The organism is Azospirillum sp. TSO5, from assembly GCF_003116065.1.
Classification (GTDB): domain Bacteria; phylum Pseudomonadota; class Alphaproteobacteria; order Azospirillales; family Azospirillaceae; genus Azospirillum.
Genome location: NZ_LGQY01000104.1, coordinates 46,981 through 68,924, shown reverse-complemented (window position 1 = coordinate 68,924; position 21,944 = coordinate 46,981). Strand labels below are relative to the sequence as shown.

Sequence of the window (21,944 nt, the reverse complement as noted above, 5' to 3'; positions counted from 1 at the left end):
CGCCGAAAAGCCCATGGGGGGGGGTAAAAACCCCCCCCGCCCCTGCCGTCAACCGGGGGCGCCGCGATTCGCTGCACCGCTTCGTCCGCTTTCCCTGTTGTGCGGAATGATGGCGCGGTTATCCTTTGGGTCAAGTTTCCGCAGTCGGGAGTGGGTGGGACATGAAGACGCGTATTCTTGCCGGCATGCTGGCGATGACGGCGATCACGGCGGCCGGCGTTCCGGCGCTGGCCGACGACTTCTCGCCGGCGGTGGTGTTCGACCAGGGCGGCAAGTTCGACAAGTCCTTCAACGAGGCGGCCTATAACGGCGCCGAGCGGTTCAAGAAAGAGACCGGCACCGCCTACCGCGAGTTCGAGATCACCAACGAGGGCCAGCGCGAGCAGGCGATGCGCACGCTGGTCCGCCGCGGCGCCTCTGTGATCGTCGCCGTCGGCTTCTCGCAGACCGCGGCGGTGGAGAAGGTGGCGAAGGAATCGCCCAAGACCAAGTTCTGCCTGATCGACGACAAGCTGGACGCCCCGAACGTCCAGTCCGTGACCTTCAAGGAGGAGGAGGGATCCTATCTGGTCGGCATGGCGGCGGCGCTGGCCTCGAAGACCGGCAAGGTCGGCTTCGTCGGCGGCATGGACATCCCGCTGATCCGCAACTTCCTGACCGGCTACGAGCAGGGCGTGAAGCATGTCGCGGCGAACGACGAGGTCTTCGTCAACATGACCGGCACCACCCCGGCCGCCTGGAACGACCCCGGCCGCGGGGCGGAGCTGGCCAAGAGCCAGTTCTCGCGCGGGGCCGACGTGGTCTTCGCCGCGGCGGGCGCCACCGGCCTCGGCGTGCTGCAGGCGGCGGCCGATGCCGGCAAGCTGTCGATCGGCGTCGACAGCAACCAGAACCATGTCCATCCCGGCAGCGTCCTGACCTCCATGGTCAAGCGGGTGGACGTCATCGTCTATGACTGCATGAAGGCGGCGAAGGACGGCAACTGGAAGCCCGGTCACCGCGTCGTCGGGCTGAAGGAGGACGGCGTCGGCTATGCGCTGGACGACAACAACCGCAAGCTGATCACGCCGGAGATGGAAGCGAAGCTGGAAGAGGCAAAGAAGCAGATCATCGCGGGCTCGCTGGCGGTCAAGCCGTACCAGCCCTGAGCCCGGATTGCTTGATGGCTGAGGGAAGCGCGCCGGTCGCCCTGGAAACGGTGGCGATCAACAAGTGGTTCGGCGCCAACCACGCCAACCGCGACGTGTCGCTGTCGGTGCCGTCCGGCACCATCCACGGGGTGATCGGCGAGAACGGCGCCGGCAAGTCGACGATCATGAGCATCGTCTACGGCTATCTGCGCGCCGACAGCGGGGAAATCCGGGTGAACGGCAATCCTGCCGCCATCCGAACCCCGCGCGACGCGCTGGCCGCCGGCATCGGCATGGTTCACCAGCACTTCATGCTGGTCGATCCCTTCAGCGTGCTGGAGAACGTGCTGTTGGGGGCGGAAGGCGGAGTCACCCTGGCGGGCGGCCTTGCCCGTGCCAGGACCGAGCTGACCCGGCTGGCCCGCGACTACGGCTTGGAGGTCGATCTCGACAGCCCGGTCGGCGATCTGCCGGTCGGCGCCCAGCAGCGGGTGGAGATCCTGAAGGCGCTCTATCGCGGCGCCGACATCCTGATCCTGGACGAACCCACCGGCGTGCTGACCCCGCAGGAGGCCGACCATCTGTTCCGCATCCTGCGGGCGCTGCGCCAGCAGGGCAAGACGGTCATCATCATCACCCACAAGCTCCGCGAGATCATGGAGCTGACCGACAACGTCACGGTGATGCGGCGCGGGCAGGTGGTCGCCAACGTCGCTACCCGCGACACCAGCCGGGAGCATCTGGCCGAGCTGATGGTCGGCCGCAAGGTCCTGCTGCGCGTCGACAAGACGCCGGCCAATCCCGGGGCGGAGGTGCTGCGGGTCGAGGGGTTGCGGGTGCGCGATCCGTCGGGCGTGGAGCGGGTGAAGGGGGTCGGCCTGTCGGTGCGGGCCGGCGAGATCGTCGGCATCGCCGGTGTGTCCGGCAACGGCCAGTCGGAATTGCTGGAGGCGCTGGCCGGCATGCGGCCCATCGCCGGCGGCTCCGTCCGCCTGCGCGGCGAGGAACTTGCCGGGCGCCCCGACCGCTTCAACGCCCGCGCGCTGCGCGGCCTTGGCGTGGGTCATGTGCCGGAGGATCGGCAGAAGGTCGGCCTCGTCACCAGCTTTTCGGCGGAGGAATGCTCGATCCTGGGGTTTCAGGACGATCCGGCCTGGAACGGACGGGTGCTGATGGACCGGGAGGCCATCGCCGCCGACTGCGCCCGCCGGATGGAGGAGTACGACACCCGCCCGCGCGACGGGTCACTGGCGGCGGCCAACTTCTCCGGCGGCAACCAGCAGAAGATTGTGCTGGCCCGCGAGATCGAGCGCAACCCCGACCTGCTGCTGGTCGGCCAGCCCACCCGCGGCGTCGACATCGGCGCCATCGAGTTCATCCACCGCCGGCTGGTAGCCCTGCGCGACCAGGGCAAGGCCATCCTTCTGGTGTCGGTGGAACTGGACGAGATCCGCGCGCTGTCCGACCGCATCGTCGTCATGTTCGACGGCCACATCGTCGGCGAGGTGATGCCGGATCAGGCGGACGAAAAGACGCTGGGGCTGATGATGGCGGGGTGTGGGTGAGGGGGGTGCTGTTGCCCCCTCCCCGACCCTCCCCCGCGTTCCGCGGGAGAGGGAGTTAAGTGCCGGTTCAGCGGAGTTCCCTCTCCCACGATCGGACCGGCCTTCGGCCGGCCGAGGGTGGGGGAGGGTTAGGGAGGGGGCAAAACTAAGCCCACTCCTCACTTCGCAAACAGCTGCGACATGTCCGCAAACGCCTTGAATTCCAGCGCGTTGCCGGCGGGGTCGAGGAAGAACATGGTGGACTGCTCGCCGACCTGACCCTTGAAGCGGGTGTAGGGCTCGATCACGAACTTCACGCCGGCGGCCTTCAGCTTTTCGGCCAGGGCGTCCCAATCGGCGGGCTGCAGCACGACGCCGAAATGCGGGACCGGCACGTCGTGGCCGTCCACCGGGTTGTGATGGGCCGGGGCGGCGTTCGGATCGCGCGGCTTCAGGTGGGCGACGATCTGATGGCCGAACAGGTCGAAATCGATCCATTCGTCGCTGCTGCGCCCCTCCGGGCAGCCCAGGACGGTGCCGTAGAAATGGCGGGCGGCGGCGAGATCGTCGACCGGGAAGGCGATGTGGAAGGGCGTCAGCGTCGTCATCGGAGGGTGGCCTTCAGGGATGGCTGTTGGTGGACCAAGCAGAGCGTATCGCCGCAGACTTGACAAACGAGTTCTCGGGCAGAGATTTATGAGTTCAACTCATGATTCGGTTTGTCCATGCCCGAACGCGCCCTCCCGTCGCTCAACGCCGTTCGCAGTTTCGTCGCGGTGGCCCGCCATCTCAGCTTCACCCGGGCGGCCGACGAGCTGGCGGTGACCCAGGGGGCGGTCAGCCGCATGATGCAGACCCTGCAGGCGGATCTGGGCGTCAAGCTGATCCGCCGCGTCGGCCGGGGGATCGAGCTGACGCCGACCGGCGCGGCCTTCTATGGCGAGGCGTCGGCGGCGCTCGACCGCATCGCCGCGGCGGCGCGGGCGGCCCGCGCGCAGGAGGGCGGGGTGCTGCGGGTCAGTGCGCTTCCCACTTTGACGCAACGCTGGCTGATCCCGCGGCTGAAGCGCTTCCAGGCGGAAAACCCCGACATCCAGGTCGAGGTCAGCATCGGCGAGCATCGCGTCGATTTCGCCAAGGAGCGCATCGACGTCGCCATCCGCTATGGCGTGGAGGAATGGCCGGGGGCCGAGATCGCGACGCTGATGCCGGAGACGATGGGCGTCTTCTGCGCACCGTCGCTGCTGGAGCAGGGGCCGCCGCTGCGCCACCCCGCCGATCTGGCGCAGCACCGGCTGTTGCAGCACACCACCCGGCCCGATTCCTGGCGCGTCTATCTCGGCGCCTTCGGCCTGCCGCTGCCGGAATCGGCGCTGTCGCTGGCCTTCGAGCATTTCTTCATGATCATCGAGGCGGCGTCGGCCGGCATGGGGGTGGCCCTGCTGCCGGTCTTTCTGGTGCGGGAGGATGTGGCGTCGGGCCGGCTGGTCCAGCCGATGCCCGAGACCCTGCGCCCGCGCGGCTGCTATCTGATCGCCCACGCGCCGGGCGCCGAGCGGGCCCGGCGCGTGCGCCGCTTCAAGGACTGGCTGCTGACCGAGGTGGAGTAGGGCTTCACGCCATTACGCCGGGTCCTTCTCCCAAGATGGGGTCGGCAGCGTCATGCCGTGGTTGCCGCGATAGGCCGCGACCTCCGGCGACGACCAGCCCGCCAGCAGCGCCAGGTCCAGCCGGTAGACCTCGACGCCCAGCGGGCGGCAGACCTCCAGCGGGTCGCGGGCGTCCGGACCCCACAGCGGCACGCTGAGGTCGCCGCCGGGGCAGGTCGACAGGGCGCAGAGCAGGTCGATCTCGGCGAAGAACTCCAGGAAATCGCCCTTCTTGGCCGGGCAGGCCTTCATGAAATACTTGTCCTCGGCGTTCAGCCCGGTGACCTGGAAAACGTTCAACACGTCATGCACGTCGAACTCGGTCAGGCCATAGGGGGCGACGGCGCGGGTCAGGTTGGAATGGCAGTGGTGATGGAAATCCTCCCCCGTCAGCATGCGGTTGACATAGGGATCGCAGCGGGTGCCCAGCAGGTCGTGGACCCGGCCGCCATACTCGTCGATGCCGTAATCGGCCAGCGTGTCGTGGGTGATCGTCGCCAGCGGCCGCAGATAGGGCAGGGTCGACCACAGCCGGTCGAAAGTGCTGACATGCGCCTGCTGGAGCTGCCGCGTGCGCGAGGCCCAGAAGCGTTCGCGCGGGTTGTGGCGGTTCCAGATGTTGAGGTCGGCGACCTGCGGCCCCTCGATGGTGACGATGCGGAAGACATGGCCGGCCGGCACGGTCCAGGCAAGGCCGGAGCGGATCGGCACCACGAAGCTGTCCACCAGCTCCCGCCCGCCGGTCTCCGACCCGATGCGCCCATAGAAGGCGCGGTCGACGTCGAGCGCCGAGCCTTTGTTGGCCTGATAGGCGGCGGGATAGCTGGGCATCGCGGACTCCTCGGGATGATCGGCGGGCGGAATGGTCCGGTCTTTTCAAACCGGACCGCGATCATGACGAGGGAGCCGCAGGGTACGCAACAGCTGTTAGCAAGGGTGCCGTCAGGCCGCGACAGCGGCGGCCAGGACACGGGTCTGGCGGGCGACCTTCTCGAAGGCCTTTTCCTCGATCTGGCGGATGCGCTCGCGGCTGACGCCGTAGCGGACCGACAGGTCTTCCAGGGTCAGCGGGCTGTCGGACAGGCGGCGGCTGGTGAGGATGTCGCGCTCGCGGTCGTTCAGCACGCCCATCGCCTCGTGCAGCAGGGCGCTGCGCTGACGGGCCTCGCCGCGCTCGACCAGCGAGTCCTCCACCGAGGGACGCTCGTCGGCCAGCAGGTCCTGCCATTCGCCGGAATCGCCGTCGGCGCTCATCGGCGCGTTCAGCGAGGCCACCGGCGCGGACAGGCGGCGGTTCATGGCGACCACGTCTTCTTCCGGCACCGACAGGTCGTTGGCGATGCTGGTGACGCTGTCGGGCTGCAGGTCGCCGCTGCCGTATTCGCCCAGCTTCCGCTTCAGGCGGCCCAGGCTGAAGAACAGCTTCTTCTGCGCGGCGGTGGTGCCGATCTTCACGAGGCTCCAGGACCGCAGGATGTAATCCTGGATCGAGGCCTTGATCCACCACATCGCGTAGGTGGACAGGCGGAAACCGCGCTCCGGCTCGAATTTCTTGACGGCGGTCATCAGGCCGAGATTGCCCTCGGCGATCAGGTCGGACAGCGGCAGGCCGTAGCCGCGGTAACCGCCGGCGATCTTGACGACGAGACGGAGATGGCTGGTGACCAGCTTGTGCGCCGCATTGACATCGCCATGCTCGGTCCAGGCCTTGGCCAGCATGTATTCGTCCTCGGCCGGCAGGACCGGGTAACGATGCGTGTCGTTGATGTAGCGGGACAGCGATTCGCCGGAATCGGGCGAACGGAGGGCAATGGCGGTGCTCATGTCACATCCTCGTGCAAAGCGATATGACGGGTGCAAGGCCCCCTATCGGCAGGCCCAGGCCTCTCCGGCGGAGCAGGCGGTGATATAGTACAAAATCGGTGCTGAAAGTCAAGCGTGGCGGTCGGGTATATGGGACACGGGTATGGGTTGGAGACGGGCGTGGTCGAGGCCGGTCTGAGGACGATGCTGGCGAGCCCCCTCAACCTGTGCTACCTTTGTTCCGCTGCTCACGTCGCCTTGCGAGCGCTGGGACGCACGCGAATCCCCGTCTACCGCTCGCATCAGGCGATCATATTGATTTCGCGAGGTTCTTTGACAAGGTGAAGAACGAAACGGAACCGGCAAATCCTGACCGACCGGTCAGGAACACGGACCCCTCGCAAACGTGGCGAAGCCACATTGCTTTTCAGTGGCCTGCAGGGTGGCGGGTCTTCCCGGGCAGAAATGCTCGGGCCTCATTGAAGCTGAAAGCGGCGCAGGCGGCTGGCGCGGGTCTGAACATGTCTTCCCGGGCAGAAATGCTCGGGCCTCATTGAAGCAATCTGTGGCTCTACAACGACTGGTATGTCGACGACAACAAGTCTTCCCGGGCAGAAATGCTCGGGCCTCATTGAAGCGCCGACTACATCAAGCGCCATGGCGACCAGTCCTGGGAGTCTTCCCGGGCAGAAATGCTCGGGCCTCATTGAAGCGACCACGGCGAAGGACGGCACGCCCTCCACGTCGCGGTCTTCCCGGGCAGAAATGCTCGGGCCTCATTGAAGCTTCCCGACCGACGACCGCAACTGGGGTATCCAGCCGAGTCTTCCCGGGCAGAAATGCTCGGGCCTCATTGAAGCATGCCCATGCCGCCGTCTGTGCCACAGCGGACGTCGTCTTCCCGGGCAAAATTCTCCGGGCCTCATGGACGTACACACCTGAACCCGGCGTCGTTGCTCTGATCGGGTGTCGCGGCAAACCCCGGGGATGGAGGCGCCGGCCGGCGCTAATTCTGTTGCCCGGCGGGGGTGGGGCGCTTACGGTCGCATGTCGTACCTATTGGATCTTTCCCCACCGGTCCCTTTGCCCAGATGCCGCGTCCCGTGATCCGCCGCCTGATCGATGCCGTGCCGACCGCCGTCCTGCCGATGGCGGCCGGGGTGGGGCTGTCGGCGCTGGTGGCGCCGCAGCCGGATGCCGCCATGGCGCTGCTGCGCGGGCTGGTGGTCACGCTTCTGCTCACCCTTCCGTCGCTGGCGGTCGGCACCGCGCTGGGCACGCTGGCCGGATCCTGGGCGGCGGTGGCGCCGCGGTCGGCCGGCGGGCTGGTCGGGCGGCTGCTGGCCGGGGCTGGGCCGCTGCTGCCGGGCTTCCTGCTTGCCGCCGTCGCGGCGCTCGCGGTGCGGGCGGGGGCGTCGGCGGCGCCGCTGGCCTGGACCGCCCTGTCGATTCCCGCCGCCTGTCAGGCCGCCCGGCTGGCGCGTCCGGCAATGGGTCGCGCCCTGGGCTCCGGGCCGGAGGGCGCGGCGGTGCGCATGGCGCGCGGGCTGGGGCTGGACGAACGCACCGTGCTGCGCCACCACGCCTTGCCGCAGGCGGTCGCCCCGGTGATGGGTGGGCTGCGCGCCGCTGTGCTGGCGGCGATGGTCGGGGCGGTGGCGCTGGAAAGCCTGCTGGACCTGCCGGGGGCCGGGGTTCTGATGATCGATGCCGCCCGTGCCGGCTCGGCCGCCGGGGCAGTGCCGGCCCTGCTGGCGCTGGGCGGGCTGACCGCATTGCTGAACGCGCTGGGCCTTGGGGTGCGCGACTGGATCGACCCGGCCAACCACAGCTCCACGCCCTATGAGGGGGCGTGACCGCCGCGAAGGACCCTGATGGCCGAGTTCGACCAATCGCCGCTTTCCCACCCGGTACCGCCGGAGCCGCCGCGCGCCGGCTTCGCCCGCCAGTTGTCCGGGGCCGCCGTGCTTGCCGCCCTGGCGCTCGCCTGCGCCGCGGCGCCGCTGATGGCGGACGGCAGCGCGGTCCACCGGCTGGACGCCGATCCGGTCGCCGCGGCGCTGCTCGACGGGCGGGGCAGCCTGTCCTTCGCGCTGCTGGCCGGGGTGCTGGGCGGGGCGCTGGGCATCGGCTGGGCACTGCTGGCCGGGCTGCTCGGCAATCTGGTCGGCAACCGGGTGGAGCGGCGCGTCATCGCCGCCGCCCACCGCATGGCCGGCTGGCCGCTCGCCCTGCTGATTCCGTTGGCCGGCGGGCTGATGGGTAAGGTCTGGCTGCTGGCCCTGGTCACCGCGCTGACCGCCGCCCCGGCGGTCGCCGCCCTTGCCCATGCCGAGCTGTCGGCCCTGTTGCGGGCGGAGTTCCTGACCGCCGCCCGCGCCGCCGGCCTGCCGGAGGGCGAGGTGCTGCGCCGGCACCTGATCCCCAACCTGACGCGCCCGCTGCTGGCCGCTGGAACGTTGGCCCTGCCGCGCGTGCTGGCGGCGGAGAGTTTCGCCAGCCTGCTCGGCCTCGGCCTGCCGCCGGCGCTGGGCAGTTGGGGCGCTTCGGTCGGGCTGGCGGCGCGGCTGGGCGACCCGGTGGCCTTCGCCCCGCCGGCCCTGCTGCTGGCGCTCGCCCTCTGGGCCGCCTGCGCCATCGCCGACGGCATGCAAGCCATGAACAACCGCAAGTCATGAACCACATCTCCGCAAAGCCCGCGCCGTTGGAGACCGAGGCGCTGACCCTGATGCTGGGCGACCGCGTCCTGCTCGACCGCGCGAGCCTTCGGGTGGAGCGGGGGGAGGTGCTGGCGATCACCGGCGGGGCCGGCAGCGGCAAGACCGCCCTGCTGGCGGCGCTCGCCGGCCAGACATCAGCCGGGGCTCCGGCCGGTGTCGACGTGGCCGGCGGCATCCGCGTCGACGGGCATCTGCTGATCGCCCAAGGCGGACGGCTGGCACCGCGCCGGCCACTGGCCCTGCAGGTGGCGGAGGTCGTCGGCCACCATCTCGGGCTGGATCTGCGGTCGGCGCTGCGCCGGACCGCCGACGGGCTGGACCGCATGGGCGTGCCCGCCGCCGCCCGCCGCTTCGACCTGCCGCCCGAACAGCTGCCGGACTCCCTGCGCTGGGCCTGCCTGTTCGCCATGGCGGTGGCGGTGGGGCCGGCGGTGCTGCTGGCCGACGCGCCGGCCGCCGGGCTGGATCCGACGGTGCGGCTGCGGCTTCTCCACCGGCTGGCCGACTGGGCGCGGGCCGACGGGGTGGCGCTGATCCTCGCCGGACGGCCGGAGGACGGGGTGGCCGGTCCCGCCGACCATGTGCTTTCGCTGCGCCGCGGCCGTCTGCTGCCGCCCAGGACTCCGCGCACCGCCCCCTTGACGCCGCTGGAGCCGCCGGGCACCGCCCGCCTGCATGCCCGCGGCGTCGGCATGTCCTATCCGCTTTCCCCCGGTCCGAAGGGGGAGGCGCGGACGCTGGCCGTCCTGCACGGCATCGACCTGGATCTGCGGACGGGGGAGACGCTGGCCCTGCTGGGTGAGACCGGCAGCGCCAAGGCGACGCTCGCCCGCTCGCTGCTCTGCCTGCCGCCGCCGACGGCGGGGGCGGTGGTGTGGATGGGCCGCGACCTGATGGCCGCCTCGACGCCGCCGGCCGCGGGGGAGGATTCCGACCGTGGCGGCCCCGACCAGAGCAGGCCCGATCATGTCGGCTTGCGCCGTGCCCGCCGCGACCTGCAGCCGCTGTTCCCCGATCCGGCCGCGTCCTTCGACCCGGCCATGACCGTCGGCGCCCAGTTCGACCTTGCGCTGGAGAGCCTGCGCCCCGACATCGCCGCCGACCGCCGCGATCACCGCATCGACGAGGCGCTGGAGGAAGCCGGCCTGCGTCCCGAGGCGGCGCTGCGTTGGCCGGCGGCCCTGTCGGTGGCGGAGGCCGCCCATGCCGGTCTCGCCCGCGCCATCCTGCCGGAGCCGCGGGTGCTGATCGCCGACGAACCGGCGGCCAGCCTGTCGGCGGAGGAGCGCGAGACCTTCCTCGACACGCTGATGGCGGTGCGCGACCGCCGCCGCCTGTCGCTGGTGCTGGCGACCGACCGCTATGACGAGGGGCTGCGCGACGCCCATCGCGGCATCGTGATGCTGGCCGGCCGGGTGGTGGAGAGCGCCGACGCCGAGACCCTGCGCACCGCGCCGCTGCACCCCTACAGCCGCGCCATGCTGGCGGCGTCCCGTGGCGAGCGCCCGGCGCTGGAGGGCGATGCGCCGTCCGCCTTCGGCCAGCCGACCGGCTGCCCGCTGCGCCGCCGCTGCCCGCTGGCGCGGGAGTTCTGCGCCCAGGCGGTCCCGGCGCTGGAGGAGGTGGCGCCCGGCCACCATGTCGCCTGCCATTACTGGGACACGCCGACGGACGGGTGAGCGGCCGCGCCTCAACGGGTGGCTGTTTTCATGCCATTGTGCTATCCTCCAACGACGCGACAGAACCCTGTCCGGAACGCCCGCCGCCGGGGAGCCGATGCCGTCCCTGTCCGCCACAATGCCCGCCCTACCGGAGTTGACTCTGCCGGACCTGCCCCTGCTGACCGGCCTTGCCACGCCGCTGTGGCTGGTCCGGGCCGAGGATGGCGGCGTGGTCTGGCTGAACCGAACGGCCCGCAAGCTGCTCGACCCCGATGCGGTGGGCGGAACTCTGCGCCTGACGCCTGCCGGACCGGCGCCGACGGCGGCCACCGAGCGCGCCGTGACCATCCGCGGCGCCGACGGTGAAGCGCTGTCTCTGACCGTGCGCATCGGCCCTGTTCCGGGGTGCGATTTCGTGCTGGTGGAGGCGCCGGCCAATCTTGCCGCCCGGCAGGAGGTGGCGCGGCTGAACGAACAACTGGTCGCCCTGTCCTACGCCTATCCCGATTTGCGGTTCGAGCTGCGGCGCGACGGCAGCATCCTGGACTTCGCCGCCGGCAGCCCTGCCGATCTCGGCATCCCGGCCCAGCGCTTCCTGAACGGCCGCATCCAGGAGGTGCTGCCCGAAGCCGCCGCCGGACCGCTGGTGGAGGCGCTGGAACGTGTGTCGGCCGGCGCCGCAACCGCCAACCCGACCGCCAGCGTCGTCATCCGCCTGCCGGTCAATGGGGCAACTGGCGGGGAAGCCGGCGGAGAGGATGACGCGGTGTTCCAGGTCCGGCTGGTCGCCCTTTCCGACGACGGCGACCGCATCCTCTGCATTCTGCGCAACATCACCGGCCGGGCCCGGGCGGAACAGCGGGCGGAGCGGGCGCACCGGCTGCTGCTGGACGCCATCGACAGCATCGGCGAGGGGTTTGTCCTGTATGACGCCGAAGACCGGCTGGTGCTGTTCAACCGGCGCTACCGCGACCTGAAGATCTCCAACCCCGATCTGGCGCAGCCCGGCACGCCGTTCGAGAGTCTGCTGCACGACGGGATGCGGCGCGGCCTCTACCGAATTCCGCCGGAGCGGGCGGAGGACTGGATCGCCCGGCGGCTGTACCTGCACCGCCATGGCGGCCCGCCGATGGAGGTGCAGCTGGCCGATGGCCGCTGGCTGCGGATCGAGGAGCGGCGGACCCGCGACGGCGGAACCGTCGGCCTGCGCACCGACATCACCGACCTGAAGGCACGGGCGCTGGAGCTGGCCGCCGCCAACCGCCGCAAGTCCGACTATGTCAATCACCTGAGCCACGAGCTGCGCACGCCGCTGACCGCGGTGATGGGCTTTGCCGAAATCCTGCGCGACCAGCTGCTGGGACCGCCGGGCAGCCCGCGCTACGGCGAGGCGGCGGCGCAGATCGTCGCGGCCGGCGACTATATGCTGGAGCTGATCAACAACCTGCTCGACCTCGCCCGCATCGAGGCCGGGCGGCTGGAGCTGCATGAGGAGGATTGCCCGCCCGCCCTGATCGTCGACGCCACCCTGTCGATGATGGCGGCGCGGGCCGAGCGGTCGGGTGTGGCGCTGTCGGCCCGGCTGCCGGCCGACCTGCCGGTGCTGTGGGCCGATCCGTCGTTGGTCCGGCAGATGCTGACCAACCTCGTCGGCAACGCCCTGAAATTCACCGACCCCGGCGGCCATGTGACGGTGTCGGCGGAGCGCGACGCGGCCGGCGGCCTGATCCTGGCGGTCGCCGACGACGGCCGCGGCATGCCGCCGGAGCGCATCCCGCAGGCGCTGACCGCCTTCGCCCAGATCCATGATCCGACCCGCGACCGGATGACGGCGACGCAGCACGGCTCCGGCCTCGGCCTGCCGCTGACCGCCGCGCTGGTGGAGTTGCATGGCGGCGGCATCGCCGTCGACAGCGCGCCGGGACGCGGCACCACGGTGCGGCTGCGCTTCCCGCCGGAGCGGGTGAGGCGGTAGGCGCGCCCGCGTCCATCGCCCATGCCCCAGAAAAATGCCCAAGGAAAAAAGACCAAGAAAAAACCCCCGCTCCGGTTGGAGCGGGGGTTTTTTCACATCACAACGACCGATGAGAGATCAGGCCATCTCGATGCGCTGAGCCTCGGGACCCTTGGCGCCCTGGCGGATGGTGACGCGGACCTGCGCACCGTCGTCCAGACCGCTGATGCCCGACCGCTCCAGCGCACGGATGTGCACGAAGATGTCCTTGCCGCCGGTGGACGGGGCGATGAAGCCGAAGCCCTTCGACACGTTGAACCACTTCACCGTGCCGTCAACGGTCTCGCCGCCTTCCGAGTCGCCGTAGCTGTCGGCGCCGTAACCGCCGCGGCTGCCGCCGTAGCTGTTGCCGCCGCCGTAGCCGCCGTCGTTGCCCCAGCTGTCACGCTCGCGCGGGGCGCGCGACGGACGGCTCGGAGCGGCGGTCGAGGTGTCGACCGCGTGGATGGTGGCGACCTGCGGGCCCTTCGGGCCGCGCGACAGATCGCAGGTGATGGTGGCGCCTTCGGGCAGGCTGTCGTGTCCGCAGAACTGCAGAACCGTGGAGTGCAGGAAAGCGTCGGGCGACCCATCGTCGGGGGTGACGAAGCCGAAGCCCTTGGTGGCGTTGAACCACTTGACGGTGGCGCGGATGTCGCGCTGGGTGATCTCAGGAGCGCGGAAGGAAGAGCGCTGCGGACGGTCGAACATCAGTATCGTCTCATCTGTCGTGTTAAACCCCATCCCGGCAAGAACCAAAGAAGGGAGACCCGGAACAGGGCCAGCGAAGGATGATCGGTTCCGACCCATAATTCAATCGTGATTGCGCACTTTCACGATTCTCGCACAACAAAAGCACCGCCGCCGCCTGTCGGTCAGGCGGGGCGGGTGCGATTTCGCCATTTTTGTGCAGGTGCAGCGTGACGATTCTGCCGCGACTCAGGGCAGACCGTCAGGCATGCAGGCTCACGCGCCGTGGCACTTCTTGTACTTCTTGCCGCTGCCGCAGGGGCAGGGGTCGTTGCGGCCGACCTTGGGGCCGCTGCGCGGGCGGGCGCCCAGCTGGCCGTCGACATAGTACCAGCGGCCGTCCTGGTGGGTGAAACGGCTGGTCTCGTGGTGGGTCATCGGCTTGCCGTTCATGCTGAACCGGGCGACGAACTCCACGATGCCGTCGCTGTCGCCGGGCTGGCCGGCCTCGGTCGAGCGGATCTCCACGCCGGTCCACACGCTGTTCTTGGCCCAGGTCTCGATCTCTTCACGGTTGAAGTCGTCGCGGGTGCTGGGCAGCAGCGTGTCGTGCAGGTAGTCGATGTTGCCGGTGGCGAAGGCCGAATAGCGCGAGCGCATCAGCGCCTCGGCCGTCGGGGCGGGCATGCCGGCCAGATAGGGTCCGCAGCAGGCGTCCAGCGGCTTGCCGGAACGGCAGGGGCATTCGGCGGCGGTCTGGGTCGTTTCGGTCATGGCCTGCTTCTCGGGTGATGGCGTGGCGGGTTATGGCGTGGTCCGGCTTTCACTGATCCGGCAAATCGGGGCGCATCCATAGCGCAGCCGCGCTTCGCTTCTCAAGTGCTTGGTTGAGGCAGATCGGCGCGGCCTTGCGCCCGGACTCCGCCGCCGCTATCAAGCGGCCCCATCCCGTCCCCTATCCGGAAGGCCGCCCGCCGATGCCTGCCAAAGCGCCCCGCAAAGCAGCCGTTCCCCGGCAGCGGCCCGACCTGTCGCTGGAGGCCGGCTTCGGCCCCGGCCGCCGCGTCTGCGGCATCGACGAGGTCGGGCGCGGCCCGCTCTGCGGCCCGGTGGTCGCCGCCGCCGTGGTTTTGGCCCCCGAAGGGCTGCCGCCGGAGATCGCCGCCCAGATCGACGACAGCAAGGCGGTCACCCGCCGCCTGCGCGAGGAGATCGAACCGGCGATCCGCGCCCATGCGCTTGCCTTCGCCATCGCCGAGGCGTCGGCCGCCGAGATCGACGAGCTGAACATCCACAAGGCGACGCTGCTGGCGATGAAGCGGGCCTATCTGGCGCTGCCCGGCCCGGCCCCTGACGCGGCGCTGGTGGATGGCAAATTCACCCCCGACATCGCGTGCGAGCGGGTGGCGGTCGTCAAGGGCGACAGCCGCAGCCAGTCCATCGCCGCCGCCTCTATTCTCGCCAAAGTGGCGCGCGACAGCGAGATGTTGCGGTTGTCGGTGCTGTATCCACACTATGGATGGGACCGAAACGCCGGCTATCCAACGCCCGAGCATCTGGAAGCGCTGACCCGCCATGGTGTCACGCCGCATCACCGAGTCAGTTTTGCACCAGTGAAACGGCAAAAGGCACTAAGCGGCTGACCCGCCGTCACTTGGCAAAGAAAGCTGTTGACGGCGACTCGGCCGCGACTCATTGTCCGGCCGAGTCCCAGTTCTTTGCCGGTCGTAAAATGCTCCCTGAAAACCGTATCCTGGTCGGCGATTGCATCGCTCTCATGAACGATCTGCCGCCCGCTTCGGTCGATCTCGTCTTCGCCGATCCGCCCTACAACTTGCAGTTGGGCGGTGAATTGCTGCGGCCGAACCACACCCGCGTCGCCGGGGTGGATGACGAATGGGACAAGTTCGACGATTTCGAAGCTTATGACCGCTTCACCCAGGACTGGATGACGGCCGCCCGCCGCATCCTGAAGCCGGAAGGCTCGCTGTGGGTGATCGGCAGCTATCACAACATCTTCCGCGTCGGCGCCACGCTGCAGAATCTGGGCTTCTGGATTCTGAACGACATCGTCTGGCGCAAGACCAACCCGATGCCGAACTTCCGCGGCACCCGCTTCGCCAACGCCCATGAGACGATGATCTGGGCGGCCCGCGACAAGGACGCGCGCTATCGCTTCAATTACGAGGCGATGAAGAACCTCAATGAGGATCTTCAGATGCGCAGCGACTGGCTGCTGCCGATCTGCAGCGGCGGCGAACGCCTGCGCGACGAGGAGGGCAAGAAGACCCACCCGACGCAGAAGCCGGAATCCCTGCTGTACCGGGTGATCCTGTCCTCCTCCCGTCCCGGCGACGTGGTTCTCGACCCCTTCTTCGGCACCGGCACCACCGGCGCAGTCGCCAAGCGGCTCGGCCGCAAATGGATCGGGCTGGAGCGCGACGACACCTATGTCAAGGCGGCCCAGGCCCGCATCGACGCGGTGGAGGAGGCGCCGGAGGCTGCCATCCTCGACACGCCGCCCAAGCGCAGCGCGCCGCGCATTCCCTTCGGCTGGGTGGTGGAACGCGGGCTGCTGCGCCCGGGCTCGACCCTGTTCGACCAGCGCCGCCGCGTCGCCGCCCGCGTGCGCGCCGACGGCACGCTGATCGGCTCCGGCCCGCGCGGCGACCATCGCGGCTCGATCCATCAGGTGGGTGCGGCGTTGGCCGGGCTGCCGGCCTGCAACGGCTGGACCTTCTGGCATTATGAAGAGGGCGAGGATCTGCGCCCGATCGACGTGCTGCGCGAGCGCATCCGCTCGGAAATGCACTGACTCCGCCCCTGACCTGTCCGTCCGGCATAGGCGTTGGCGGGGACGGCGGCTTGGCAGCGGTGGCGCCGCCGTGTTAGGGCTGTCGCCCATGAACAAGCTCTTCGCCACCGTCACCGCCCCGGTGCCGCGTTCGGCCCCGGCGGCGCTGTCCACACGTTGTTTCGTCCGCGATCTGGTGATGGACGCGCTGATCGGCGTCTATGCCCATGAACGGCTGAAGCCCCAGCGCATCCGCCTGAACCTCGACCTCGACGTGATCGCCCCCGGCGTCACCGGCGAGGACATGGCGACCATCGTCAAGGGCGTGGTCACCCAGGGCCATGTCACGCTGGTGGAAACGCTGGCCGAGCGCATCGCCGAGCGCTGCCTCGCCGACGCGCGGGTGACGATGGCCAAGGTGCGGGTGGAAAAGCTGGACGTCTTCCCCGACGCCGCCAGCGTCGGCGTGGAGATCGAGCGCGCCCGCGCCTGACCGTTTTCCAACTCATCGAAGAGGAAGCCGCCTCCCGTGTCGTCTCTCGCCGTCCTCACCGCCGAACAGACCGCCGCCCGCCTTCCTTTTCCCGCGCTGTGCGACGCGGTGGCAGCCGCCGCCCGCGACTATACCGCCGGGCGCATCACCAGCCCGGAGCGGCAGGTGCTGCCGCTGCCCGACGGCGGCGTACTGCTGTCGATGCCGGCCACTGCGGCGGACATCGCCATCCACAAGCTGGTCAACGTCAATCCCGGCAACGGCGCCCGCGGGCTGCCGACCATCCATGGCGTGGTCAGCGCCTTCGACGCCCTGACCGGCGCGCCGCAGGTGATCCTGGACGGCCCCACCGTCACCGCCCGCCGCACCGCCGCCGTGTCGATGCTGGCGATCCGCACGCTGGCCCCGGCGCCGCGCCACGTCGCGCTGCTCGGCGCCGGCACCCAGTCGGCCGGCCATGTGGCGGCGCTGGCATCGCTCTATCCCGGCATCCGCATCGACATCCACAGCCGCAGCCTGGAGACGGCCACGGCATTCTGCACCAAGCAGGACGGGCAGGGGGTGGAGTTGCGGCCGATGACCGGCCCGGTCGATCCGGCGGCCGAGGTGGTGATCGCGCTGACCACCAGCCTATCGCCCATCTATGACGAGACGCCGCGCCCGGACCGCCTGCTGGTCGGCGTCGGCGCCTTCAAGCCGGAGATGGTGGAGTTCGGCCCGACCGCCGTCCATGGCAGCGAGCTGTTCGTCGACGATCCCGCCGGCGCCCGCCACGAGGCCGGCGATTTCATCCAGGCCGGAGTGGAATGGGGCACCGTCAAGTCGCTGGTCGATGCGCTGGATGGCCGCGCCACGCCGGGTCGCCCGCGCCTGTTCAAGAGCGTCGGCTGCGCGGCGTGGGATTTGGCGGCGGCGCGCTGTGCGCTGGGTCAGGGCGCTTAACCGCGCCCCTCACCGCCGCCCCAATCACCGCCGCAGCGGCACTGCCCGCTTGACCAGCCGGCGATCCATGTCGGCGGCGGCCACCGTCGGCTCGCCCAGGCTGCGCATGACGAAGGCGAAGGTGTCCATCACCCGGTCCAGCACGATCTCGTTGTCGTCCGGGCGGCGGCTGACCGACACCACGGCATAGCCGGCGGCGCGCGCCACCGCCGGTTCGCCGCGCAGGCCGCGCACGCCCCAGCCGGCCAGCGCATCCTTGCAGCGGAACAGCTCTGCGGCGAAGCCGTCGGCCGACTGGGTGCGGCCGACCACATAGGCGGCGGCGACCGCCAGCGGCGCCAGCAGCCCGTCCCAGTCCAGGCAATCCTCCCGGCCGACCCACACCCCGCCGACCGAGCAGGCGGCGGCGCCGATCGCCTCGCCAAGCCCGGCGCGGAAGGCACGCAGCGATTCAACCGCCTCGGCCGCCGGCATCGGTTCCACCCGGCGCCCCTCCGGCATCAGCATCAGCCGGCCCGCCCATTCCGACGAGGGCGGCAGCTGTTCGGTCAGGCGCGCGAGCAGCGCCTCGCGGGCGGCGGCGAAGGGGACGACCTCGGACATCGGGGCCTGCGGCAATGGTGGGGTGGGGAGGCGAGAAGAAGCCTGAGAAGCCCCGAACTGTCAAGAGCAAGCCTGCGCGTCGGCAACCCATGGCTGCGATCCGTGCGCGTTGTCACAGGCCAGGGGCGCGAAATCGGCCTCTTCGGGAAAAAATGCGGAGCTTTGCGTTTTTCCGCTTGCCAGGATTCGTCATCGGCCATATAAGGCGGGCCTCCGTTCCCGGTTAGCTCAGTTGGTAGAGCAGCGGACTGTTAATCCGCTTGTCGCTGGTTCGAGTCCAGCACCGGGAGCCATCGCGCGGGTGTAGCTCAGTTGGTTAGAGCGCCGGCCTGTCACGCCGGAGGCCGCGGGTTCAAGTCCCGTCACTCGCGCCATTTTCTCCTATATCTCCCCAATTCGATGTAGCGGATGATGGCGACTGCCCCACCGGGCGGCTTCGCGCTATCATGCGTTCTTCGCCGCGTCCACGATGCGGCCGATGGCGCCGGTTCCCTGTTGAACGGAGTCCGCGCGCCGAACGGCCGCGCGCATCTCGGACCGCGAATTGCCGGGGAGGAACCGCTCATGCGTTTGTCTGACAAGGTCGCCGTCGTCACCGGCGGGGGATCGGGCTTCGGCGAGGGCATCGCCCGCCGCTTCGCCGCCGAAGGGGCTCGCGTCATCGTCGCCGATCTGGACGAGGCGGCCGCCGGCCGCGTCGCCGACAGCCTGGGCGAGACGGCGCTCGCCGTCCGCGCCGACGTCGCGGTGGGGGAGGATTACGAGGCCATCGTCTCGGCGGCGCTCGGCGAGTTCGGCCGGCTCGACATCCTGGTCAACAATGCCGGCTACACCCACCGCTATGGCTCGATGCTGGACGTGGACGAGGCCACCTTCGACCGCATCTATGCCGTCAACGTGAAGTCGATCTATCACAGCGCCATCCACGCCGTGCCGGTGTTCCGCAACCAGGGCGGCGGCGTGATCCTGAACATCGCCTCCACCGCCGGGCTGCGGCCGCGGCCGAACCTGACCTGGTACAACGGCTCCAAGGGCGCGGTCATCACCCTGACCAAGTCGATGGCGGCGGAACTGGCGGCGGACAATGTCCGCGTCTGCGCCATCGCGCCCGTGGCCGGCGAGACCGGCATGCTCCACCGCTTCATGGGCCAGGACACGCCGGAACGCCGCGAACAGTTCCGCAGCAGCATCCCGCTGGGCCGCCTGTCGACGCCGTCCGACATCGCCAACGCGGCGCTCTACCTGTGCTCCGACGAGGGGAACTTCCTGACCGGCGTGTGCCTGGAGGTGGATGGCGGGCGGTGTATTTGAGGGGACGCTCTTTTGCCCCCTCCCTAACCCTCCCCCGCTTCGCGGGAGAGGGGACTGCCGCCGCCCTGCACCTCACTCCCTCTCCCGCCAACGGCGGGGGAGGGTTGGGGAGGGGGCAATGTCGGCAAATCCCCCGCTTCCACGGACTGCTGAGCCTCCACCACCACCTCCTCCTCCTCACCCACCTCCTCCTCCTCCCGCTTCTCGTCGGGCAGCACGGCGTCCAGCAGGCGGGCGATGTCGTCGGTGGGCAGCAGGGCGCCATAGCCGGGCGCGTTGTAATCCCAGTCATACTCCGCAAAACCGCGGAAGCCGGCGATGACCGGATCGCTCGCCCATGCCTTCCGCAACGCCTGGCGGCGCAACTCCGCCGGCACGTCGGGGCGGAGGAAGCCGGTGTAGTCGCTGCCGGAATCCAGGCTTTCCAGCGAGGGCAGCTCCGGCGCCTCTTCCTCGACGATCTCGGCCTCGGCCGCTTCCGCCGGCAGCATGGCGGGCGCCTCCGGCACCGCCGGCTCGACCGCCGGCTCCTCCGTCCGCGCCTCGCGCTTCAGCCGCGACCAGCGACCGAGGAACCCACTTTCCTCCTCCACCCGCTCAGCCATGCTGCGGACCCCCGGTGCGGCGGCGGAGCGCCAGGGCTTCCGGATCGGCGCGGTCGCGCTTGCGCTTGTGGAAGGGGCGCTCGACATAGTGGCGGGCGACGAAGCCGTCCATCCACAGCACCAGCGGGATCGGCAACGGCAGCGCCTCGATCACGTCGTCGCCGGCTTCGGCATGGGCATCGATCTCGCCGGGGTCGGCGGTGACGGCCAGCAGCCGGATCCCCGGCGCCGGCCCGCCCGGCCGCAGGATGACGTAGGCGCTGGGATTGCCGCCGTCGAGGTTGTGCTTGTAGTTCTCGGCCTCGGTCGGGAACAGGGCGATCTCGGCAGTGCCGGCGTAATGGCGCGTCCAGTCCGGCCCCTCGGCCAGCACACTCCAGTCCGGCAGGGTGGGGTCGGCCGGGACCAGCATCACCGGCTGCCAGCGCGCCTCGATCCAGGGATTGTCGACGCGCCGTCGCTCCACCACCACGCCGACGCTGCGCCGTTCGGCACGGTCGGACGGCGAGGCCGGCGCCGTGGGGTTGGAGATGGAGGTGGGGGAAGACGGGAACTCGCTGGGCATTGTCGGTGTTCCTGATGGGCTGGGACCGGACGGCCGAAGCCGGACTCCGTCCCCGGTACAACGCGCCAATGGCCGATTCGTGCCGCCGCACGCCGTGCTCCGACCGATTCCCCCGACGGTCGCCCAAAGGAAGGATGCGCCATGCGCAAGATCGCCGCCGCCCTGCTCCTGTCGGGGCTCTTGTCCGGCCTGCCGCTGCTCGGTGCCGCCGCGCAGCAGGCGGATCAGCAACAACCTCAATCCGGACAAGACGGGGCGGCCCCGGTGGACTCAGGCTCGAAGGAGTCGGCCGGCGATGCCCTCGCGCGCGATGCCGGGGTTCAGAAGAGCCAGGATCCCCACCCCACGCCGCAGGGCACGAGGCCGCCCAATGCGTCCAGTTCCGCCGCGACCGGCAGCAGCGAATTGCAGCAGGCGCTCGCCGCCGTGCGCAGCGCGCCGCCCGACCTGAACGGCAACCCGGTGCCGCGTCCCAACCAGTGGGCAAGCGAGCCCGATCAGCCGAGCGAGCCGACGCGGTCGCAGAACCCCTCCGACCTGACCAGCCAGGAGGTGAAATAAACGGAGGTCAGCCGGACACCCGGCGGCTGCGGATGCGGATCAGGCCGCTGCCCTCGGGGTCGGCACGGTCCGGCTTCAGCATGGCGTCCAGCAGCCGGGCGTCGCTGGTCCAATAGGGCACGTACCAGTTGCGGTCGGGGTCCATCACCAGCACGCGCTTCGTCGCGGCGTCATAGGCGCCCAGCGGCGCGACGTGGCCGACGCCGACGTCGCCGGTCAGCGTGCCCTGGTCGAAGGCCAGCAGGATGATGTCGTCGGCGCTGCGCTCGTTCCCGGCCAGGATGCGGCGCAGTTCCGCCAGCGTGGCGGGAGAGGCGTCGCGCGGGCGCCAAACCTCCACCTCGGCATCGATGTTGTAGGCGGCGAGGCTGCGGTGGACATAGTCGATCAGCTCGCCGAACGAGACGCCTTCGCCATCCTCGGCGGTGGCGGCGCGCCAATGGTCGTCGTCCAGCCGGTCGAGCAGCTGCTTGCCCGTCACCAGCCGCTCCGACGCCAGGGCGGGCAGGCCGCGCAGAGCGTTCAGCATCATCGTCACGCTGGCCAGCGAGCAGGAGGCGCCGGTCATCTGCGGCACGTAATAGGGGATGAGCGCCCAATAATCCGGCGCTGCGGCGGTGCGGACATAGTCGCTGGCGCGGGTGATCGGCACCGCGTCCGGGCCGAATTTCGGCTTCAGCTCCTCCAACGCCCAGGCAGTCGACGCCGTGGGCGGCGCCATGCAGGCGGTCCACAGCAGAAGGCCGCTTCCCAGGATTTTCGCCAAAGTTCCCGCGGTCCACGTCGCTTGCGTCATCGGAAAACGGTCTCGGTCCATCTGGTCTGAAAGGAAGAGGCGCCCCGGTCCGTCGCCGGGGCGCGGCCTGCATATGGTGCGCTG

22 protein-coding genes, 2 tRNA genes and 1 CRISPR repeat array are annotated in these 21,944 nt (G+C 69.9%); of the genes, 15 read left to right on the top strand and 9 right to left on the bottom strand.

Annotated elements, in window-relative coordinates:
- Nucleotides 1-161: 161 nt before the first annotated feature.
- The gene (locus TSO5_RS23830; RefSeq protein ID WP_109153952.1) at nucleotides 162-1,148 is read left to right on the top strand and encodes a BMP family ABC transporter substrate-binding protein; all 987 of its coding nucleotides are present in this window, start codon (nucleotides 162-164) and stop codon (nucleotides 1,146-1,148) included.
- Between the two features lie 14 nt (nucleotides 1,149-1,162).
- Nucleotides 1,163-2,695 carry an ABC transporter ATP-binding protein gene (locus TSO5_RS23825; protein WP_109153951.1) on the top strand — a complete coding sequence of 511 codons (1,533 nt, stop codon included), beginning with the start codon at nucleotides 1,163-1,165 and terminating at the stop codon, nucleotides 2,693-2,695.
- A gap of 158 nt (nucleotides 2,696-2,853) precedes the next feature.
- Here TSO5_RS23825 and TSO5_RS23820 read toward each other — a convergent pair whose 3' ends face one another.
- Nucleotides 2,854-3,282 carry a VOC family protein gene (locus TSO5_RS23820; protein ID WP_109153950.1) on the bottom strand — a complete coding sequence of 143 codons (429 nt, stop codon included), beginning with the start codon at nucleotides 3,280-3,282 and terminating at the stop codon, nucleotides 2,854-2,856.
- 117 nt (nucleotides 3,283-3,399) lie between these two features.
- Between TSO5_RS23820 and TSO5_RS23815 the strand changes: the two genes are divergently transcribed.
- Entirely contained in the window at nucleotides 3,400-4,284 is an 885-nt protein-coding gene (locus TSO5_RS23815) for a LysR substrate-binding domain-containing protein (RefSeq protein WP_109153949.1), read from the top strand.
- A gap of 12 nt (nucleotides 4,285-4,296) precedes the next feature.
- Here TSO5_RS23815 and TSO5_RS23810 read toward each other — a convergent pair whose 3' ends face one another.
- A complete protein-coding gene (locus TSO5_RS23810) occupies nucleotides 4,297-5,154 on the bottom strand; it encodes a DUF1989 domain-containing protein (protein ID WP_109153948.1) in 858 nt (285 codons plus the stop codon).
- A gap of 111 nt (nucleotides 5,155-5,265) precedes the next feature.
- Entirely contained in the window at nucleotides 5,266-6,147 is an 882-nt protein-coding gene (rpoH, locus tag TSO5_RS23805) for an RNA polymerase sigma factor RpoH (protein ID WP_109153947.1), read from the bottom strand.
- A gap of 428 nt (nucleotides 6,148-6,575) precedes the next feature.
- A CRISPR array of direct repeats spans nucleotides 6,576-7,058; the repeat unit is 37 nt; unit sequence GTCTTCCCGGGCAGAAATGCTCGGGCCTCATTGAAGC.
- A gap of 159 nt (nucleotides 7,059-7,217) precedes the next feature.
- On the opposite strand from rpoH, the gene TSO5_RS23800 reads away from it, so the two are divergent.
- The 4 genes from TSO5_RS23800 (at nucleotide 7,218) to TSO5_RS33040 (ending at nucleotide 12,482) form a co-directional block, all read left to right on the top strand.
- Nucleotides 7,218-7,982: an ABC transporter permease subunit gene (locus TSO5_RS23800; RefSeq protein WP_109153946.1), complete on the top strand. Its 765-nt coding sequence runs from the start codon at nucleotides 7,218-7,220 to the stop codon at nucleotides 7,980-7,982.
- Nucleotides 7,983-8,000: 18 nt separating this feature from the next.
- Nucleotides 8,001-8,804, top strand: coding sequence for an ABC transporter permease subunit (locus TSO5_RS23795; RefSeq protein ID WP_109153945.1), 804 nt, complete (start codon nucleotides 8,001-8,003; stop codon nucleotides 8,802-8,804).
- Nucleotides 8,801-10,525, top strand: a complete 1,725-nt coding sequence (locus TSO5_RS23790) for an oligopeptide/dipeptide ABC transporter ATP-binding protein (RefSeq protein ID WP_109153944.1) — start codon at nucleotides 8,801-8,803, stop codon at nucleotides 10,523-10,525. Before TSO5_RS23795 ends, TSO5_RS23790 begins: the two co-directional genes overlap by 4 nt.
- Before the next feature lie 97 nt (nucleotides 10,526-10,622).
- Nucleotides 10,623-12,482: an ATP-binding protein gene (locus TSO5_RS33040; RefSeq protein ID WP_199230993.1), complete on the top strand. Its 1,860-nt coding sequence runs from the start codon at nucleotides 10,623-10,625 to the stop codon at nucleotides 12,480-12,482.
- Between the two features lie 117 nt (nucleotides 12,483-12,599).
- Here TSO5_RS33040 and TSO5_RS33715 read toward each other — a convergent pair whose 3' ends face one another.
- Together TSO5_RS33715 and TSO5_RS23775 are read right to left on the bottom strand one after the other, a co-directional pair.
- Entirely contained in the window at nucleotides 12,600-13,211 is a 612-nt protein-coding gene (locus TSO5_RS33715) for a cold-shock protein (protein ID WP_109153943.1), read from the bottom strand.
- Between the two features lie 255 nt (nucleotides 13,212-13,466).
- Entirely contained in the window at nucleotides 13,467-13,964 is a 498-nt protein-coding gene (locus tag TSO5_RS23775) for a YchJ family protein (protein ID WP_109153942.1), read from the bottom strand.
- Between the two features lie 203 nt (nucleotides 13,965-14,167).
- Between TSO5_RS23775 and TSO5_RS23770 the strand changes: the two genes are divergently transcribed.
- The 4 genes from TSO5_RS23770 to lhpI all read left to right on the top strand — a co-directional run bounded on the left by TSO5_RS23770 (nucleotide 14,168) and on the right by lhpI (nucleotide 17,419).
- Entirely contained in the window at nucleotides 14,168-14,833 is a 666-nt protein-coding gene (locus TSO5_RS23770; protein ID WP_109153941.1) for a ribonuclease HII, read from the top strand.
- 89 nt (nucleotides 14,834-14,922) lie between these two features.
- Complete coding sequence (locus TSO5_RS23765) at nucleotides 14,923-16,005, top strand: site-specific DNA-methyltransferase (RefSeq protein WP_109153940.1); 1,083 nt, start codon at nucleotides 14,923-14,925, stop codon at nucleotides 16,003-16,005.
- An 88-nt stretch (nucleotides 16,006-16,093) separates the two neighbouring features.
- Nucleotides 16,094-16,477, top strand: a complete 384-nt coding sequence (locus tag TSO5_RS23760) for a dihydroneopterin aldolase (RefSeq protein WP_109153939.1) — start codon at nucleotides 16,094-16,096, stop codon at nucleotides 16,475-16,477.
- Between the two features lie 36 nt (nucleotides 16,478-16,513).
- Complete coding sequence (gene lhpI / locus TSO5_RS23755) at nucleotides 16,514-17,419, top strand: bifunctional Delta(1)-pyrroline-2-carboxylate/Delta(1)-piperideine-2-carboxylate reductase (RefSeq protein WP_109153938.1); 906 nt, start codon at nucleotides 16,514-16,516, stop codon at nucleotides 17,417-17,419.
- 24 nt (nucleotides 17,420-17,443) lie between these two features.
- Here lhpI and TSO5_RS23750 read toward each other — a convergent pair whose 3' ends face one another.
- Complete coding sequence (locus TSO5_RS23750) at nucleotides 17,444-18,022, bottom strand: hypothetical protein (RefSeq protein ID WP_109153937.1); 579 nt, start codon at nucleotides 18,020-18,022, stop codon at nucleotides 17,444-17,446.
- A 217-nt stretch (nucleotides 18,023-18,239) separates the two neighbouring features.
- On the opposite strand from TSO5_RS23750, the gene TSO5_RS23745 reads away from it, so the two are divergent.
- The 3 genes from TSO5_RS23745 (at nucleotide 18,240) to TSO5_RS23735 (ending at nucleotide 19,333) form a co-directional block, all read left to right on the top strand.
- Nucleotides 18,240-18,315, top strand: a tRNA-Asn gene (locus TSO5_RS23745).
- A 4-nt stretch (nucleotides 18,316-18,319) separates the two neighbouring features.
- Nucleotides 18,320-18,396: transfer RNA gene (locus tag TSO5_RS23740), tRNA-Asp, on the top strand.
- A gap of 190 nt (nucleotides 18,397-18,586) precedes the next feature.
- Entirely contained in the window at nucleotides 18,587-19,333 is a 747-nt protein-coding gene (locus tag TSO5_RS23735) for a glucose 1-dehydrogenase (RefSeq protein ID WP_109153936.1), read from the top strand.
- A 23-nt stretch (nucleotides 19,334-19,356) separates the two neighbouring features.
- Here the strand turns inward: TSO5_RS23735 and TSO5_RS23730 are convergent, their stop codons facing one another.
- Entirely contained in the window at nucleotides 19,357-19,938 is a 582-nt protein-coding gene (locus TSO5_RS23730) for a DUF3306 domain-containing protein (RefSeq protein ID WP_247870930.1), read from the bottom strand.
- Nucleotides 19,931-20,503: a DUF3305 domain-containing protein gene (locus TSO5_RS23725; protein WP_109153935.1), complete on the bottom strand. Its 573-nt coding sequence runs from the start codon at nucleotides 20,501-20,503 to the stop codon at nucleotides 19,931-19,933. Before TSO5_RS23725 ends, TSO5_RS23730 begins: the two co-directional genes overlap by 8 nt.
- Before the next feature lie 141 nt (nucleotides 20,504-20,644).
- On the opposite strand from TSO5_RS23725, the gene TSO5_RS23720 reads away from it, so the two are divergent.
- The gene (locus TSO5_RS23720) at nucleotides 20,645-21,064 is read left to right on the top strand and encodes a hypothetical protein (RefSeq protein ID WP_109153934.1); all 420 of its coding nucleotides are present in this window, start codon (nucleotides 20,645-20,647) and stop codon (nucleotides 21,062-21,064) included.
- Nucleotides 21,065-21,071: 7 nt separating this feature from the next.
- Here TSO5_RS23720 and TSO5_RS23715 read toward each other — a convergent pair whose 3' ends face one another.
- Entirely contained in the window at nucleotides 21,072-21,785 is a 714-nt protein-coding gene (locus tag TSO5_RS23715; RefSeq protein WP_247870929.1) for a phytochelatin synthase family protein, read from the bottom strand.
- Nucleotides 21,786-21,944: the final 159 nt, after the last annotated feature.

Bases quoted from the DNA above. Each gene is read 5' to 3' on its own strand.
- TSO5_RS23830 (WP_109153952.1), top strand. From the start codon at position 162: ATGAAGACGCGTATTCTTGCCGGCATGCTGGCGATGACGGCGATCACG.
- TSO5_RS23825 (WP_109153951.1), top strand. From the start codon at position 1,163: ATGGCTGAGGGAAGCGCGCCGGTCGCCCTGGAAACGGTGGCGATCAAC.
- TSO5_RS23820 (WP_109153950.1), bottom strand. From the start codon at position 3,282: ATGACGACGCTGACGCCCTTCCACATCGCCTTCCCGGTCGACGATCTC.
- TSO5_RS23815 (WP_109153949.1), top strand. From the start codon at position 3,400: ATGCCCGAACGCGCCCTCCCGTCGCTCAACGCCGTTCGCAGTTTCGTC.
- TSO5_RS23810 (WP_109153948.1), bottom strand. From the start codon at position 5,154: ATGCCCAGCTATCCCGCCGCCTATCAGGCCAACAAAGGCTCGGCGCTC.
- rpoH (WP_109153947.1), bottom strand. From the start codon at position 6,147: ATGAGCACCGCCATTGCCCTCCGTTCGCCCGATTCCGGCGAATCGCTG.
- TSO5_RS23800 (WP_109153946.1), top strand. From the start codon at position 7,218: ATGCCGCGTCCCGTGATCCGCCGCCTGATCGATGCCGTGCCGACCGCC.
- TSO5_RS23795 (WP_109153945.1), top strand. From the start codon at position 8,001: ATGGCCGAGTTCGACCAATCGCCGCTTTCCCACCCGGTACCGCCGGAG.
- TSO5_RS23790 (WP_109153944.1), top strand. From the start codon at position 8,801: ATGAACCACATCTCCGCAAAGCCCGCGCCGTTGGAGACCGAGGCGCTG.
- TSO5_RS33040 (WP_199230993.1), top strand. From the start codon at position 10,623: ATGCCGTCCCTGTCCGCCACAATGCCCGCCCTACCGGAGTTGACTCTG.
- TSO5_RS33715 (WP_109153943.1), bottom strand. From the start codon at position 13,211: ATGTTCGACCGTCCGCAGCGCTCTTCCTTCCGCGCTCCTGAGATCACC.
- TSO5_RS23775 (WP_109153942.1), bottom strand. From the start codon at position 13,964: ATGACCGAAACGACCCAGACCGCCGCCGAATGCCCCTGCCGTTCCGGC.
- TSO5_RS23770 (WP_109153941.1), top strand. From the start codon at position 14,168: ATGCCTGCCAAAGCGCCCCGCAAAGCAGCCGTTCCCCGGCAGCGGCCC.
- TSO5_RS23765 (WP_109153940.1), top strand. From the start codon at position 14,923: ATGCTCCCTGAAAACCGTATCCTGGTCGGCGATTGCATCGCTCTCATG.
- TSO5_RS23760 (WP_109153939.1), top strand. From the start codon at position 16,094: ATGAACAAGCTCTTCGCCACCGTCACCGCCCCGGTGCCGCGTTCGGCC.
- TSO5_RS23750 (WP_109153937.1), bottom strand. From the start codon at position 18,022: ATGTCCGAGGTCGTCCCCTTCGCCGCCGCCCGCGAGGCGCTGCTCGCG.
- TSO5_RS23735 (WP_109153936.1), top strand. From the start codon at position 18,587: ATGCGTTTGTCTGACAAGGTCGCCGTCGTCACCGGCGGGGGATCGGGC.
- TSO5_RS23730 (WP_247870930.1), bottom strand. From the start codon at position 19,938: ATGGCTGAGCGGGTGGAGGAGGAAAGTGGGTTCCTCGGTCGCTGGTCG.
- TSO5_RS23725 (WP_109153935.1), bottom strand. From the start codon at position 20,503: ATGCCCAGCGAGTTCCCGTCTTCCCCCACCTCCATCTCCAACCCCACG.
- TSO5_RS23720 (WP_109153934.1), top strand. From the start codon at position 20,645: ATGCGCAAGATCGCCGCCGCCCTGCTCCTGTCGGGGCTCTTGTCCGGC.
- TSO5_RS23715 (WP_247870929.1), bottom strand. From the start codon at position 21,785: ATGGCGCCGCCCACGGCGTCGACTGCCTGGGCGTTGGAGGAGCTGAAG.